Here is a 14,873-nt window from a genome sequence, read left to right as displayed (position 1 = left end):
CGAATCTTCCCCGTGTGCCGTTTCTCCGGGTGACGATACGCGGCTTGCAGGGCAGGCAACACCCCTGTCGAAAGCGGGGATTGACAGGGCACAGGATGACTGACAGGCTGAAAAGATACATTTTTTTATTATATAACAACAATGCGTTGCGAACATGAGCAGAGATTATTCAACGGGCGAAAAGCGGCTTGACCGGGCGCAGTCCATTGCGCGGGTGCTGGAGCAAAATATCCTGACAGGGCATTATGTGCCGGGCGACAGGCTTCCCTCCGAGGCCGATCTTTGCCGCCATTTCTCGGTCTCCCGCCCCACCCTGCGTGAGGCGCTGGGGCGGCTTTCGGCGCTGGGGCTGATCCAGTCGCGGCGCGGCGCGGGGGGCGGCGCTTTTGTCATCCGCCCAGACCTTGCCGATCTGTGCGGGCGCATTGCCACGCAGCTTTCACTGGGCACCACTGGCCATGATCAGGCGGCAGAGATGCTGGAGGCGCGGCTGCAGATGATGGCCGGTTGCGCCCGTCTTGCCGCTCAGCGCCGAAGCCCGATCGGCGATCTGCGCACCGAGATCGATCGCCAGTCAGATTTCACCATTGATGACGCCGCTTTCCGCGATTCGTGCAGGCGGCTGTATCTGGCGCTGGCGCAGGCCGCGGGCAATGGTGTCCTCTCGGTGCTGGCACAGGCGCTGATCGAGGCCGAGAGCGCGCGCCATGAGGCGCAGCCCTGCCCCACACGTGTCAGAGCGCGGTATCTGTCCTTCCATGTCCGGCTGGCCAACGGCATCGGCGCCGGGCGCGCTGAGGATTGCGACAGCGCGCTGGCCGATCTGCTGGACTATGAGCGCGAGCAGCGCGCGGGCGATGTGCCCGATGACGCGGCGCCGGGCTTTGAGCGACCGCCCAGCATGCGCGATCTGCGCATCCGGCCGGTGCAGCGACTGGGCGGCAACGGCACCGACGACTGACAGACCGCCCGCTAAGGGCAGGCAGCAAATCCCCTGAACACCATGGCTATTTTATCGCGCGACCTTTCGCGGGCCGCGTGTTGATTCATGGCCTTTTCCCTGCCCGTCAAAACTTTCTTGACAGAGTAATCTTTTCGCATAGCATATAGTTCAATAAAGAAAGCTATATGGCACTGCCGAGTCTTCGGCGAGGGAGGTGCATGTGAATGTCAGAAACAGAAACCGCCTTCATGGTGGGGTGTTTATCACGCTTTTTCAGAGGGCTGAGGCCGTTTTGCATGGGATTCAGGCATCCGTAGCCACCCCCAGAATGCCTGCGCCAGCCCCGCCGCATTCTTCTGTCGACGAAAAGGTTCAATTACCGCATCAGACCGCCCGTCCCTGATGCTTGCGCCGCGCAGCGGGCGGTTCGCAGGGGCGGTTTTTCACGGCGGCAGGCCTCTGTCGCATTCCGGAATAAAAGGAGCACGCGATGGGACTTGATCACTTCCCCGACCGGTCGAACTGGCACGTACCCGATGCCAGCATGAAGGGCCCTTTCGCGCCCAACAATATCGAGACCGCCTTTGAAGACCTTGAGGTTATCGGCACGCTGCCGGAAGACCTGAACGGGATGTATGTGCGCAACGGCCCCTCGCCCGCCCATGCCCCGCATGGCAAGTATCACTGGTTCGATGGCGACGGCATGCTGCATGCCGTGCGCTTTCAGGGCGGCCGGGCCACCTATCGCAACCGCTTTGTCGAAACCGACGGCCTGAAGGCCGAGCGCGCGGCAGGCAAGGCGCTGTGGCCCGGCCTGAAGGAGCGGATGCCCGAGGGCGCGCTGCCCGATGATGCGATGAAGAACGTCTCCAACACCGATGTGACCTATCACAACGGCAAGCTTTACTCGATGTGGTATCGCGGCGGGGCGGTTTATACGGTGGACCCGTTCACCCTGAACACGCTGGGCAAGCTGGAGCATGATCCGCGCCTTGTCGGCCTGCAGATTTCGGCGCATTCGCGCGTGGACGAATCCACCGGCGAGTTCATGTTCTTCGCCTATGGCAACCGCCCGCCCTATATGCATTACGGCGTGATCGGGGCCGATGGCGCTGTCACTACCTTTCAGGATGTGCCCCTGCCCGGCCCCCGCCTTCCGCATGACTGCGCGGTCACGCCGCACTACACGATCCTGCATGACTTCCCGCTGATCAACAATCCGTCAGCGCTGGCCGCCGGGCGCTACAGCCTTGAGTTTCATCAGGACTGGCCTACGCGCTATGCCGTGATCCCGCGCCATGGCGGCAAGGTGCAGTGGTTCGAGTTTGAACCACGCTACATGCTGCATGTCGCCAACGCCTGGGAAGAGGTGAACGCGAAGGGTGAGACCGAGATCGTCATGATCGGCACGCCCTATGCCATGCCGCGCGATTATGACGGCAACCTTGATGTGCGCCGCCTGCTGTTCACCATCGGCACGCAGGGCACCGATTATGAGCTGTATCAGTGGCGCATGAATCTGGCCACCGGCGAGACCCGCGAAGGGGTGGTGGATGACATCCTCAACAGCGAGTTTCCGATGATCAACACCGCGTGGCAGGGGCTGAAGAACCGCTACACCTATAACGTGCTGATGGGCCGCCCCCGCACGCTGGAACAGCCGCAATTTGCGGGGCTGGTGAAATATGACCTCTCCAACGGCTCGGCGGTGGCCTATCATCCGGGTGAGGGGTTCTGGTTCTCGGAAGCGCCCTTTGCCCCGCGCGACGGCGCGACGGAAGAGGATGACGGCTATGTCGTGGGCTTCGTCTGGAACGGGCTGGCGAACCGCTCGGAAGTCTGGGTGACCGATGCGCGCGACATCATCCAGGGGCCGGTCGCGCGGGTGATCATGAAGCAGCGGGTGCCGCATGGCTTCCATTCCTGCTGGGTGCGCGAAGCGCAGCTTCAGGCGGCGGCGGTGGCATGACCGCCGCGCCGCCCCCTTCCGCGCTGCCCTCCTCTGTGCTTCTGGGAAGCTGGCACCTGACCCGCTGGGAGATCGTTCAGGACGGGCGCAGCACCCTGCCCTTCGGCGATGCCGCGACCGGGCTGATCGTCTATGCACCCGATGGCTTCATGTCAGCCTGTATTGCGGCGGGCGGGCGGCGGGGCTTTTCCACCGGCAACCCGCGCTCGGCCCCGGCGGCAGAGAAGGAAGCGGCGCTGGAAAGCTATTTCCACTACGCCGGAACCTTTGACATGCTGGACGGGCCGAAGGTGGCGCACCGCGTCACCCATGCGCTGAACCCCGGTTTTGTCGGCACCGAGCAGGTGCGCGACATCACGCTTGAGGGCGATACGCTGACCCTTTCCGCGACCGAGCCCCTTTCCGGTGGCGGCCAGCGCCATCACCGCCTGATCTGGAGACGCTGATGTTCGAGCGCCACCGCGAAACCTTCACCCGTGCGCAGGAAGCCTGCCGCACCCGCGCCTGCTGGTCGCCCTATCCCGAGATGCCGGGAAAATACCCTGACACCGGGGCCGCGCAGGCGCGCGGGCTGGCGGCCTTCACCGCGCAGCTTGGCCAGCCCTTTGCGCTGGAACAGCCCGGCGTGACGGGCACGGCGGGCGAAGAGGTCTCGCCCTACACGCAGAAAGCCCTGGGCATAGGCTATCCGCAATCAGACCCGGAGGCGCTGTTTTCCGCCGCGCGGGCCGCGATGCCCGGCTGGGCGGCGGCGGATATCGACACACGGCTGGGCGTGTTGATGGAATGCCTTGATGTGCTCTACCGCGCGCATCTTTTTGACCTGGTTCACGCGGTGATGCACACCGCCGGGCAATCGTTCAACATGGCCTATGCGGGCAGCGGCGTGAATGCGCTGGACCGGGGGATTGAAGCGCTGGTTCACGCCGAAGCCGCCATGCGCTTTGTCGCCCCCGAAGCGCGGTGGGAGCGGCGTTTCGGCGCCTCAGAGATCAGGCTGGAAAAGACCTATCGCCTGATACCGCGCGGCGTGGCGGTCTGTTTCGCCTGCGCCAGCTTTCCCACCTGGAACGCCTGGCCATCGATGCTGGCCAGCCTTGCCACCGGCAACGCGGTGATCGTCAAGCCGCATCCGATGTCGGTGCTGCCCATGGCGATCACGGTCAGGGCATGGCGCGGCGTGCTGGCAGCGGCGGGTTTTGACCCGAACCTTGTCACGCTCTGCGTGGACACCGTTGCGCAGCCGCTGGGCAAGGTGCTGATCGGGCATCCCGCCTGCGCGATTGTCGATTTCACCGGCTCTTCCCGGTTCGGCCAGTGGGTGGAGGCCAACGCCCACCCGGCGCTGGCCTTTACCGAAACCTCGGGGGTGAATACCGTGGTGTTGCAGGGCGCCGATGATCTGGACGCCGCGCTGCGCAGCCTTGCCACCACGATGTGCATGTTCTCAGCCCAGATGTGCACCTCGCCCCAGACCGTCTATCTGCCGCCCGAAGTGGCCACGCCGCAAGGCCCGGTTGCCCGTGACGAAGTCGCGCAACGGCTGGCGGCGGCGGTGGCGCGGCTGATCGAAGAACCCAGAAAAGCCGCGATGATTCTGGCCACCATCCAGTCGCCCGAAACGCTGGGCCTGATGGCCGCGATGCGCAACGCGGGGGCGGCACGGGGCACGGTGCTGCTGGAAAGCCATCCCTATGCGCATCCGGATTTCCCCGATGCGCGCACCGCAACGCCGCTGATGCTGGCCGTGGGCAAGGACGCGCGCGATCTTTACGCGCAGGAGCAGTTCGGGCCGGTCAGCTTTATCGTGGCCTGCGATACCGCCGAGGATGCGCTGGCGCAAGCCACGCAGGACGCGAAGGAAAACGGCGGGATCACCGGCTTTGTCTATGCGACCGATGAGGCTTTCATCGCCCGCGCCGAAGAGGCCTATGCGCAGGCCGGGGCGCAGTTGACCGTGAACCTGACCGGGGCGATGCCGCTGAATTTCGCCGCCGCCTATTCCGATTACCATGTGACGGGGCTGAACGGCGCGGGCAATGCCACGTTGACCTCGCTCGCCTTCGTGGCCTCGCGCTTTGCCATTGCCCAGTCGCGCAGGCCGGTCGCCGAGGGCAAGGAGGATCGCCATGTTTGACGGCTTGCGCCTGCCGGTCATCGCCGCGCCCATGTTCCTGATTTCCGGCCCTGATCTGGTGATCGCCGCCTGCAAAGCCGGGGTTATCGGTGCCTTTCCCACGCCCAATGCGCGCAGCATTGACCAGCTTGATGACTGGATGACCCGCATCCGCGCGGCAGTGGGTGACGCGCCGTGGTGCGCCAATCTGGTGACGCATTCCAGCAATGCCCGCCTGCCGCAAGACCTTGAGATGGTGGCAAAGCACAAGCCGCCGGTGGTGGTGAGCGCGCTTGGCTCTCCGGCGCCTGCCATCGCGGTGGTGCAGGGCTATGGCGGCAAGGTGCTGGCCGATGTCACCTCGATCACGCTGGCGAAAAAGGCGCTTCAGGCGGGGGCTGACGGTCTGGCCTGCATCTGCGCCGGCGCAGGCGGCCATACCGGCGCGCTTTCACCCTTCGCCTTTCTGCGCGCGGTGCGGGAGTTCTTTGACGGGCCGGTGGTGCTGGGCGGCGGCATTTCTGACGGCTGGGGCGTGGCCGGGGCCATCGCCGCCGGGGCGGATGCGGTCTACATGGGCACCAGCTTCATCGCCGCGCAGGAAAGCATGGCGCCGCCCGCCTACAAGGACATGGTGGCGGCGGCGGGTGTCGATGATCTGCTGGTCTCACCCGCGATCACCGGCACGGCGGCAAGCTGGCTGATCCCCTCGCTGCTGGCCAACGGGCTGGACCCGCGCAACATGCCCGATGCGCCGGGGCGCGCCTATGACAGCGGCCAGTCGTTCAAGGGCAAACGCTGGGCCGATGTCTGGTCTGCCGGGCAGGGCGTGGGCGCCGTGCAGGGGGTAGAGCCGGTCGCGCAGATCGTGGCACGGCTGGCGCGGGACTATACCGCCGCGCGGGCGCGTTTTGCACCCGCCATGCAGGCTTGAGGGACAGCGATACGGGTGCCCGTTCAAGGTCACCCGCACAGACAAAAGGCCCCGCCAGACGGGCCGGAGAACGGGAGAGAGAGCGCGATGCGCGATATCGTCATCATTGATGCCCTGCGCACGCCGCGCGGGCGGGGCAATGCCAAGGGGGCGCTGGCCGGCGTCAAGCCGGTTAATCTGCTGGCCGGACCGCTGCGCGCACTCGCCCGCCGCCACCCTGAGGCCCGGCAGGCGGGCGAGGCTGTTTTCGGCTGTGTCACCCAGACCGGCGAGCAGGGCGCCAATATCGGCAAGCTGGCGCTGATTGCGGCGGGCTACCCCGATGCGGTGCCGGGGCTGAGCGTGAACCGCTACTGCGCCAGCGGTATCAGCGCGGTGCGGCTGGCGGCGCTGGTGGCGGGCGCCTCTGACGGGCTGGCGCTGGCGGGCGGGGTCGAAAGCATGTCGCGCCTGCCGATGGCCAGCGACAAGGGTCCGCTGACCCATGACCTTGATTTCCAGCGCGCCGCCGGGCTGGTGCCCATCGGCATCAGCGCCGATGCCATCGCCACGCAAGAGGGGTTCAGCCGCGCCGATTGTGATGCCTATGCCGCCCAAAGCCAGGCCCGTGCGGTGCGCGCCCGCCAGCAGGGGCGCTTTACCGCGCTGGTGCCGCTGGAAGGGCTGGCCGCCGATGAAACCCCGCGCGCGGGCACCAGCGCCGAAGCGCTGGCCGCCCTGCCCCCGGCCTTTACTGAGATGGGCGCGAAATACGGGTTTGACGCCGCCCTTGCCGGGCGGCTGGGCCTGCCAGAGATCACCCATGTCCACCATGCGGGCAACAGCCCGGCCATGGCCGATGGCGCGGCAGCGGTGCTGCTGGCCAGCGCTGCCGCCGCCGCGCGCGCCGGGCTGAGGCCGCGCGCGCGCATTCTTGGCATGGCCGAACTGGCGGTGGACCGGGTGCTTGCGCTGACCGGCGCGGTGGATGCCAGCCGCGCCGCGCTGGCGCAGGCCGGGCTGCGCGCCGCCGATATTGACCTGTTCGAGGTCAATGAAAGCTTCGCCGCCCTGATGCTCCATTACGCCCGCCATATGGATATCCCCACCGACCGGCTGAACATCAACGGCGGCGCAATCGCGCTTGGCCACCCGATGGGGGCGACCGGCGCGGTGCTGCTGTCGATGGCGATTGAGGCGCTGGAGCAGCGCGGCGGTGGGCGGGCGGTGGTGGCCGCCTGCGGCGCGGCGGGGCTGGCCTCGGCGCTGGTGATCGAAACTGTCAGCGGTGCCGCGGCATGAACGCCCCCGACCCCATCCCCGTCACCGGGCCGGACCTTGACCTGATGCGCGACGCGCTGGGTTCGTCCACGCTCAGCCACGGGCTGCGCCGGCTGGGTGACCGCTGGACCGTGCAGATCCTGATGGGGGCCTTCATGGGCGTCCGCCGGTTCGATGATTTCCAGACCCGGCTGGGCATTCCGCGCCACACCCTGTCCCAGCGGCTCAAGGCGCTGGTGGCGATGGATATGCTGCGCCTGCACCCCTATCAGACCCACCCGCCGCGCAACGAATACCGCCTCGCCCCGCGCGGGCTGGCGATGTATGACGCCGTGCTGATGGTCTGGGACTGGGAGCATCGCTTTGGCGAAGGGGATTTCCCGCTGCCCCGCCGCCTGATCCACAAAAGCTGCGGCCATGCCTTTCTGCCCAAACTCTCCTGCGATGCCTGCGGCGAAGAGGTGACGATGGGCGATCTGGCGATCCGGCTGCGCCCCAACCCCCGCCTGCCCGCCGAAGCCGCCGCCGATACCCGCACCCCGCGCGTGCCGATCGAGGGCGCGACGCTGTCGCTGGGCCTGCGCCTTGACCGCTGGGCGCTGATGATCGTCATCGCCGTCACGCTGGGCTGCCGCCATTTCGACCAGCTCAGCCATGTGCTGGGCATCGGCCCCTCGGTTCTGTCGCGCCGCCTGCAGGGGCTGGTGGAGGCCGGTTTGCTCAAGGTCACGCCCGACCGCGACGACCAGCGCCGCCGGGTCTATCTGCTGACCCCCGCCAGCCGCGCGCTCTTCGGCTATCTGACCACCTTTGCCACCTGGGCCAGCGAGACGCTGTTCAACGAGCCTTCGTCCATCGCGCCGATCCACCGCGCCTGCGGCAAGCCCTTCACCGCGCGCGCAAGCTGTTCGCACTGCCACGCCCGGCTTTTCCCGCAGGATGTGACCTTCGAGATGGAGGCGTGAATGGGCAGCGCGGTTGAACTTTTCGCGCAGGTCACGCTCAACGGCATTGCCGTGGGCGCGATCTATGCGCTGGTCGCGCTGGGGATCGTGCTGATCTACAAGGCGACCGAGGTGCTGAACTTCGCCCATGGCGACATTCTGGTGCTGGGCGCGTTCTGCGCCTGGGCGCTGATTTCGGGTGCAGGCCTGCCCTTCTGGCTGGCGCTGGTGATCACGGCGGGGGGCGTTGCGGCCTTTGCCTATGGGCTGGATGCCGTGGTGATCCGGCGCATTGCCGGGCAGCCGCAGTTTTCCGGCGTCATGCTGACCATCGCGCTGGCCTTCATGATCCGGGGCGCGGTCAGCATGACCTTTGGCGCGGAATCGCAAAGCTACCGCACGCCGTGGACCGGACAATCGGTGCAGGTGCTGGGGATCGGCGTTGCCAACCTGTCGCTGGTGATCATGGGCGTGGTGATGACGATCACGCTGGCGCTCTGGGCATTCTTCCGCAGCACCCGGCTGGGCATCGCCATGCAGGCCGCCAGCCAGAACCAGCTCGCCGCGCATCTGAACGGGGTGCGGGTGAAGCGCCTCAACTCGCTCGTCTGGGCATTGGGGGGCGCGACGGCGGCGGTGGCGGGGGTGTTTCTGGCGCCGGTGACGCTGGTGGATATCTCGCTGTGGCTGGTGACGCTGAAGGCGCTGGCGGCGATTGTTCTGGGCGGCTTCGGCTCCATCCCCGGGGCCATTCTCGGCGGGCTGCTGATCGGCCTGATCGAGCAATATGCCGGGGTCTACCTGCCCCACGGGTTCAAGGACATCGCCGCCTATCTGGTGCTGATCGCGGTGCTGGTGCTGCGCCCGCGCGGCATTCTGGGCGAAGCCCACGGGAGGCGCGTCTGATGCGGTTCGACTATCACACGCGCTACCGTCAGGGCATGGCGCTGATGAAATCGCCGCTGGAGCGCGCGCTTTATGCCGCGCTGCTGGCCGGGCTGGTGGTGCTGCCCTTCTTTGCCTCAGGCTACTGGCTGGGCGAGATCGCCTATGTCTTCATCCTGTGCATCGCCAGTCTGGGGCTGATGGTGCTGGTAGGCTTTACCGGGCAGATCAGCCTTGGCCACGCGGCCTTTGTGGCGATCGGGGCCTATGCCCATGTCTGGCTGATGCGTCAGGGTGTGCCGATGGCGGCCTCATTACCACTGGCGGCGCTGATCACGGCACTGGCGGGCTTTGTGGTGGGTCTGCCCGCGATCCGGGTGTCGGGCCTTTATCTGGCGATGGTCACACTGGCCTTCGCCGTGATCGTCGAGCAGGTGATCGGCCTCTGGCGCTCGGTCACCGGCGGGTTCATCGGCCTTGCCGTGCCGCGCGCCGAGATGTTCGGGCTGGCACTGAACCGCCCCGCGCCGTTCTACTGGTTCTGTCTGGCGGTGCTGGTTGTGGTGCTGCTGATGCTGCGGAACCTGATGCGCGGTCAGGTGGGGCGCTCGTTCACCGGCGTGCGCGACAGCGAGGCGGCGGCGCTGGGGCTGGGCATCAACGTCAAGGCGGTCAAGGCCGGGGCCTTTGCGCTGTCTGCCGGGGTGACGGGGCTGGCCGGGGCGCTGATGGCGCATCATCTGGGCTATCTGACGCCGGACGGCTTCACGCTGCTTTTGTCGCTGGAGCTGGTGCTGATGGTGGTCATCGGCGGCCTCGGCTCGCTCAGGGGGGCCATTCTGGGCGCGGTGCTGATTGCTGCGCTGCCGGTGGCGATCAGCCGGGTAAAACCCCTGCTGCCCGATGCGATGGCGCGCCAGTTCGGGCTGGAGATCTTTGTCTTCGGGCTGGTGCTGGCGCTGTTCGTGCTGTTTGAGCCGCGCGGGCTGAACGGGCGCTGGCTGAAGATCCGCGCGCTGCTGGAAAGCTTTCCGCTCTACCGCCGCGACACCTTCCGCCGCCAGAAAACCTACATGAAATCGGAGCGTTACAAATGAATGCGCCGGTGCTGGAACTTGACGATGTGTCGCTGTCCTTTGGCGGGCTCAAGGCCATTGCCGGGCTGAACCTGCGCGTGGCACCGGGTGAGGTGCTGGCGGTGATCGGCCCCAACGGCGCGGGCAAAACCACGATGCTGAACCTTGTGACGCGGGTTTTCACCCCCTCGGGCGGGCGGATGCAGTTCAAGGGGCGCGACCTGACACAGGTGCCGCGCCACCGGATCGCGCATCTGGGCATCGCGCGGACCTATCAGAACATCGAGCTGTTCGAGAATGCCACCGTGCTCGACAATCTGCTGCTGGGCCGCACCCGCTTTGGCGGCGGCAACTGGCTTTCTCAGGTGCTGCGCACCCCGGCGCTGGTCCGGCGCGAAGAGGCGCATCGCGCGGCGGTCGAAGCGGTGATTGACCTGCTGGATCTGTCACCCTGGCGCGGGGCGCTGGTGGCCGGGCTGCCCTACGGGGTGCGCAAGGTGGTGGAACTGGGCCGCGCGCTGGCGACAGAGCCCGAAATCCTGTTCCTCGATGAACCCGCCAGCGGCCTCAACCCTGAGGAAACCCGCGATCTGGCTTTCTGGATCGAGGATATCCGCACCGAGCTGGGCATCACCGTGGTGATGATCGAACACGATATGTCGCTGGTCAATGCCGTGGCGGACCGGGTGATCTGCATGGCGCAGGGCCGCGTTCTGGCCGAGGGCACAGTGGCCGAGGTGCAGTCAGACCCGGCGGTGATCGCCGCCTATCTGGGGACATGAGCATGCTGCTGGACGTGCAGAACCTTGAAAGCTGGTACGGACCGATCAAGGCCATGCAGGGCGTCAACCTGACGGTCAGTGCCGGGCAGATCGTGGCGGTGCTGGGGGCCAATGGCGCGGGCAAGACCACGCTTCTGAACACGCTGGCCGGGGTGCTTGACCCGTTCAAGGGCAAGATCCGCTTTGACGGCACCGAGACACAGGGGCTGGATGCCGATGCCATCGCCCGGCGCGGGCTGGTGCTGGTGCCGGAGGGGCGGCAGGTCTACCCTTTCCTGTCGGTGGCCGACAACCTGACCATGGGCGCCTATGCGCGGCGCGACAAGCGCGTGGCGCAGGACCGCGCGCAGGTGCTGGACTGGTTCCCGCGCCTGCGTGAGCGGCTGAACCAGCAGGCGGGGCTGCTATCAGGCGGTGAGCAGCAAATGCTGGCGATTGGCCGGGCGTGGATGTCCGGCCCCAAGCTTCTGATGCTGGATGAACCCTCGCTGGGGCTGTCACCACTGCTGATGCGCGAGATTTTCGGCATCATCGCCCGCATCCGGCAGGAAACCGGCGTGGCGGTTCTGGTGGTCGAACAGAACGCCGCCGTGGCGCTGAACCATGCCGATTTCGGCTATATCATGGAACTGGGCCGGGTTGTCGCCGCCGACAGTTGCGAAGCGCTCAAGGCCAAGGATGACGTGCGCGATGCCTATCTGGGCGTGGCGGGGCATGGCAGCAGCGGCACCGCGCAGCGCTGGAAACGCAAGCGGAACTGGAGGTGAGCATGCAACACGCCCGCGCCGAAACCCTCTCCTCGGCAAGCCCCGAGTTTCTGGGCCATGGCACCCCCGCCCGCCTGTTCCGCGCCCGCGCAAAGGAATGGGCCGACCGCCCTGCCCTGCGCCACAAGCGCCGAGGGCTGTGGCAATCGCTGAGCTGGGCCGAGTATTATGCGCGCGCCCGGGCGCTGGGGCTGGCGCTGGCCGAGCGGGGCCTGACGCGCGGCGATACGGTGTCGGTGCTGGCCGAGAACCGGCCGGAATGGCTGATCATCGACATGGGCGCGCAGGCGATGGGGCTGGTGGGGAACGGGGTTTACCCGACCTCCTCGCCCGATCAGCTGCGCCATATCCTGACCGACAGCCGCACCCGCCTGCTGGTCGTCGAAAATCAGGAGCAACTCGACAAGGCGCTGAGCATCCGCGACACCTGCCCCGATCTGGCGCATATCATCGTCATCGACCGCGAGGGGCTGCGCGGGCTGTCAGAGCCCGGCGTCAGCTTTTTTGACGAGGTGATGGCGCAGGGCGAGGCGCTGGCTGAAACCCGCGCCGGGGCCTTTGAGGCCGCGATAGATGCCGGGAGGCCGGATGATCTGGCGTTCCTCGTCTATACCTCGGGCACCACGGGCGCGCCCAAGGGGGCGATGATCCTCAACCGCAATGTGGTCTTCCAGATGAGCCGCGCGCCGGATTATCTGGACGTGCAGCCCGGCGACAAGGCTTTGTCCTTCCTGCCGCTCTGCCATATCGCCGAACGTATGGCATCGGTCTTCAACCCGCTCGCCGTGGGGCTGGTGGTGCATTTTCCGGAAAACAGCGGCACCGTGGCGGGCGACATGCGCGAAGTTGCGCCGCATGTTGTCTTTGCCCCGCCGCGCTTCTGGGAGAAGATGCACAGCCAGATCGAGCTGTTCCTGCGCGACGCCATCGCCCCCGCCCGCTGGGCCTATGCCCGCGCGCAGGCCGGTGCCGCAAAGGGCGTCGAGGCGCGCCTGAACGGCCAGCCGCCCCCGCCGACCGGCCTGTCCGCCCGGCTGTTTGACCGGCTGGCCCTGCGCAACATCCGCGTCTTTCTGGGCCTGCAGAACTGCCGCACCGCGCTGACCGGCGCCGCGCCGGTGCCGCCAGAGCTGATCCGCTGGTTTCTGTCCATCGGGATCGAACTGCGCGAGGCTTTCGGCATGACCGAAACCACCGGCTTCTGCACCGCCACGCCGCCCGGCGGCATCCGGCTGGGCTGGGCGGGCAAAGGCGCCGAAGGGACCGAGATTGCCATCGGCGATGCGGGCGAGATTCTGGTGCGCGGGCCCAGTATCTTTGCGGGTTACTTCGGTGACCCGGCCAAGACCGCCGGAACCATTGACGCCGACGGCTGGCTGTATACCGGCGATTGCGGCGAGATCGACGCGGCGGGCTATCTGGCGATCCGTGACCGGATCAAGGATATCCTGATCACCTCGGGCGGGAAGAACATCACGCCCAGCCAGATCGAGAACCAGCTCAAGTTCTCGCCCTATATCGCCGATGTGGTGGTGGTGGGCGAAGGGCGCAATTACCTGACCGCGCTGGTGATGATCGACCATGACCATGTCGCCCGTTTCGCGCAGGACCGCGCCATTCCCTATACCGATTTCGCCAGCCTGACCCGCGCGCCCGAGGTGCACGCATTGATCAGCGACGAGATCGCCACCGCGAACCCGAAACTGGCGCGGGTGGAGCAGATCAAGGATTTCCGCATCCTCGACCAGTTGCTGACCGCCGAGGATGAGGAACTGACGCCGACCATGAAGCTCAAACGCAAGGTGATCGCGCAGAAATATGCCAGTCTGATCGACAGCATGTATCGCGGCTGAGGCGGAGGCCGCGATGCCGGGAGGGGTATCTGTCCGTCAATATCCGACAACAGGGAGGTCTGTTATGCTACTCAACCGTCGCCAATTGCTTGCTACCGGGGCCGCCGGGGCCGCGCTTTCATCGGGGCTGGGGCTGGGGCTGCGCCGCGCGCATGCTGCCGGTGTTCAGGATGATGCCATCGTCATCGGCACCCATATCGACCTGAGCGGCCCGGCCGCCGCCGCCATGCCGATGCTGCGCAACGCCACCGAGATGCGCCTCAATCAGGCCAATGCGGCGGGCGGCATCCATGGCCGCCAGCTTCGCTTCATCGTCGAGGATAACGGCAGCCAGCCGCAGCTGGCCGTGCGCGCCGCGCAAAAGCTGATCCGTCAGGATGAGGTGTTTGCCTTTCTCAACCCCTTCGGCTCGGGCACAAACGCGGCCACGATCGGGCTGGCGATGGAGGCCGGAACAGTGGTGTTCGCGCCATGGGGTGCGTCGGTCGTGTTCCATCAGGTGGCGCAGAACAACCCGCTTCTGTTCACCACTGTGCAGGATTATCACACCACCACCGGGCGCGCGCTGGCGCATGCCATCCCCGAATGGGGCAGCACGCGCATCGGCGTGATCTATCAGGAAGGGCCGTTCGGTGACCTGATTCAGGCCGGTGTCAACGCCGCGATGGAGGGGCTGGGCATGACGGTGGCCGAGACCGCCGCCTATCGCCCCGGCGATATTGATTTCTCCAGTCAGGTGGCCCGGATGCGCGCCGCTGACGTCGACCTGATCATCGCCGGCACCATCATCCGCGAGACGGTGGGCGTGATGAGCGAGGTCAGGAAACTGAACTGGGATGTGAAAGTGCTGACAGCCATCCCCGGGCGTTCCTCGGTCGTGGCGCGGCTGGGCGGCGCGGATGCGGAGGGGCTTTATGGCATCGGCGGCTGGCAGTTGCATGACGACAGCACCGAAAACCCCGAAGCGCGAGCCTTCATCGACGCCTTTCAGGAGGCCTATGGTATGACGCCTGATGAAAACGCGGCTAATTCATATGCTTATGCCGACTGGTTCGTGAAATCACTTGAGGCCGCCGGGCGCGACCTGAGCGCTGAAAGCTTCATCGCCGCCGCGCAGGGCACCGCGCATGATGACTTCACCACCTATGGCGAGCAGCGCTTCGAGAATAACCACGCCATGCCCGAGCGGGTCTCGATCGACCAGATTCAGGGAGGGCGTTGGGTGCCGCTGGGCGCGCCGTTCTGAGCGGCGCCTGGCGGGGGGTTGCGGGTTCCGTTGCCGGGCGGGGCCTGCCATAAGGGCGGGAATGCACAACCACCGGAACCCCGCCACCATGCCGCCCG

The 14,873-nt window shown here is 66.5% G+C and carries 13 protein-coding genes; all 13 read left to right on the top strand.

The window, feature by feature from the left end; translation table 11 throughout:
* Positions 1-154: 154 nt before the first annotated feature.
* Positions 155-961: a FadR/GntR family transcriptional regulator gene (locus tag V7Q53_RS07565; RefSeq protein ID WP_333827921.1), complete on the top strand. Its 807-nt coding sequence runs from the start codon at positions 155-157 to the stop codon at positions 959-961.
* 472 nt (positions 962-1,433) lie between these two features.
* Positions 1,434-2,912: a carotenoid oxygenase family protein gene (locus V7Q53_RS07560; RefSeq protein ID WP_333827920.1), complete on the top strand. Its 1,479-nt coding sequence runs from the start codon at positions 1,434-1,436 to the stop codon at positions 2,910-2,912.
* Positions 2,909-3,358, top strand: coding sequence for a lipocalin-like domain-containing protein (locus tag V7Q53_RS07555; protein ID WP_333827919.1), 450 nt, complete (start codon positions 2,909-2,911; stop codon positions 3,356-3,358). Before V7Q53_RS07560 ends, V7Q53_RS07555 begins: the two co-directional genes overlap by 4 nt.
* A complete protein-coding gene (locus V7Q53_RS07550; RefSeq protein ID WP_333827918.1) occupies positions 3,358-5,049 on the top strand; it encodes an aldehyde dehydrogenase family protein in 1,692 nt (563 codons plus the stop codon). Before V7Q53_RS07555 ends, V7Q53_RS07550 begins: the two co-directional genes overlap by 1 nt.
* Positions 5,042-5,962, top strand: a complete 921-nt coding sequence (locus V7Q53_RS07545) for an NAD(P)H-dependent flavin oxidoreductase (protein WP_333827917.1) — start codon at positions 5,042-5,044, stop codon at positions 5,960-5,962. The genes V7Q53_RS07550 and V7Q53_RS07545 overlap by 8 nt, the downstream gene beginning before the upstream one ends.
* An 87-nt stretch (positions 5,963-6,049) precedes the next feature.
* Complete coding sequence (locus V7Q53_RS07540; RefSeq protein ID WP_333827916.1) at positions 6,050-7,243, top strand: acetyl-CoA C-acyltransferase; 1,194 nt, start codon at positions 6,050-6,052, stop codon at positions 7,241-7,243.
* Positions 7,240-8,187: a winged helix-turn-helix transcriptional regulator gene (locus tag V7Q53_RS07535; protein ID WP_333827915.1), complete on the top strand. Its 948-nt coding sequence runs from the start codon at positions 7,240-7,242 to the stop codon at positions 8,185-8,187. Before V7Q53_RS07540 ends, V7Q53_RS07535 begins: the two co-directional genes overlap by 4 nt.
* The gene (locus V7Q53_RS07530) at positions 8,188-9,072 is read left to right on the top strand and encodes a branched-chain amino acid ABC transporter permease (RefSeq protein WP_333827914.1); all 885 of its coding nucleotides are present in this window, start codon (positions 8,188-8,190) and stop codon (positions 9,070-9,072) included. It begins immediately after the preceding gene.
* Positions 9,072-10,148, top strand: a complete 1,077-nt coding sequence (locus V7Q53_RS07525) for a branched-chain amino acid ABC transporter permease (protein ID WP_333827913.1) — start codon at positions 9,072-9,074, stop codon at positions 10,146-10,148. The genes V7Q53_RS07530 and V7Q53_RS07525 overlap by 1 nt, the downstream gene beginning before the upstream one ends.
* Positions 10,145-10,909 carry an ABC transporter ATP-binding protein gene (locus tag V7Q53_RS07520; RefSeq protein WP_333827912.1) on the top strand — a complete coding sequence of 255 codons (765 nt, stop codon included), beginning with the start codon at positions 10,145-10,147 and terminating at the stop codon, positions 10,907-10,909. The genes V7Q53_RS07525 and V7Q53_RS07520 overlap by 4 nt, the downstream gene beginning before the upstream one ends.
* Complete coding sequence (locus tag V7Q53_RS07515; protein ID WP_333827911.1) at positions 10,906-11,676, top strand: ABC transporter ATP-binding protein; 771 nt, start codon at positions 10,906-10,908, stop codon at positions 11,674-11,676. The genes V7Q53_RS07520 and V7Q53_RS07515 overlap by 4 nt, the downstream gene beginning before the upstream one ends.
* A gap of 2 nt (positions 11,677-11,678) precedes the next feature.
* Complete coding sequence (locus V7Q53_RS07510) at positions 11,679-13,529, top strand: AMP-dependent synthetase/ligase (protein ID WP_333827910.1); 1,851 nt, start codon at positions 11,679-11,681, stop codon at positions 13,527-13,529.
* Between the two features lie 64 nt (positions 13,530-13,593).
* Entirely contained in the window at positions 13,594-14,775 is a 1,182-nt protein-coding gene (locus tag V7Q53_RS07505) for an ABC transporter substrate-binding protein (RefSeq protein ID WP_333827909.1), read from the top strand.
* Positions 14,776-14,873: the final 98 nt, after the last annotated feature.

Source organism: Pararhodobacter sp., from assembly GCF_036802785.1.
Taxonomy (GTDB): domain Bacteria; phylum Pseudomonadota; class Alphaproteobacteria; order Rhodobacterales; family Rhodobacteraceae; genus Pararhodobacter.
This window is presented reverse-complemented; position numbering and strand designations above follow the sequence as displayed.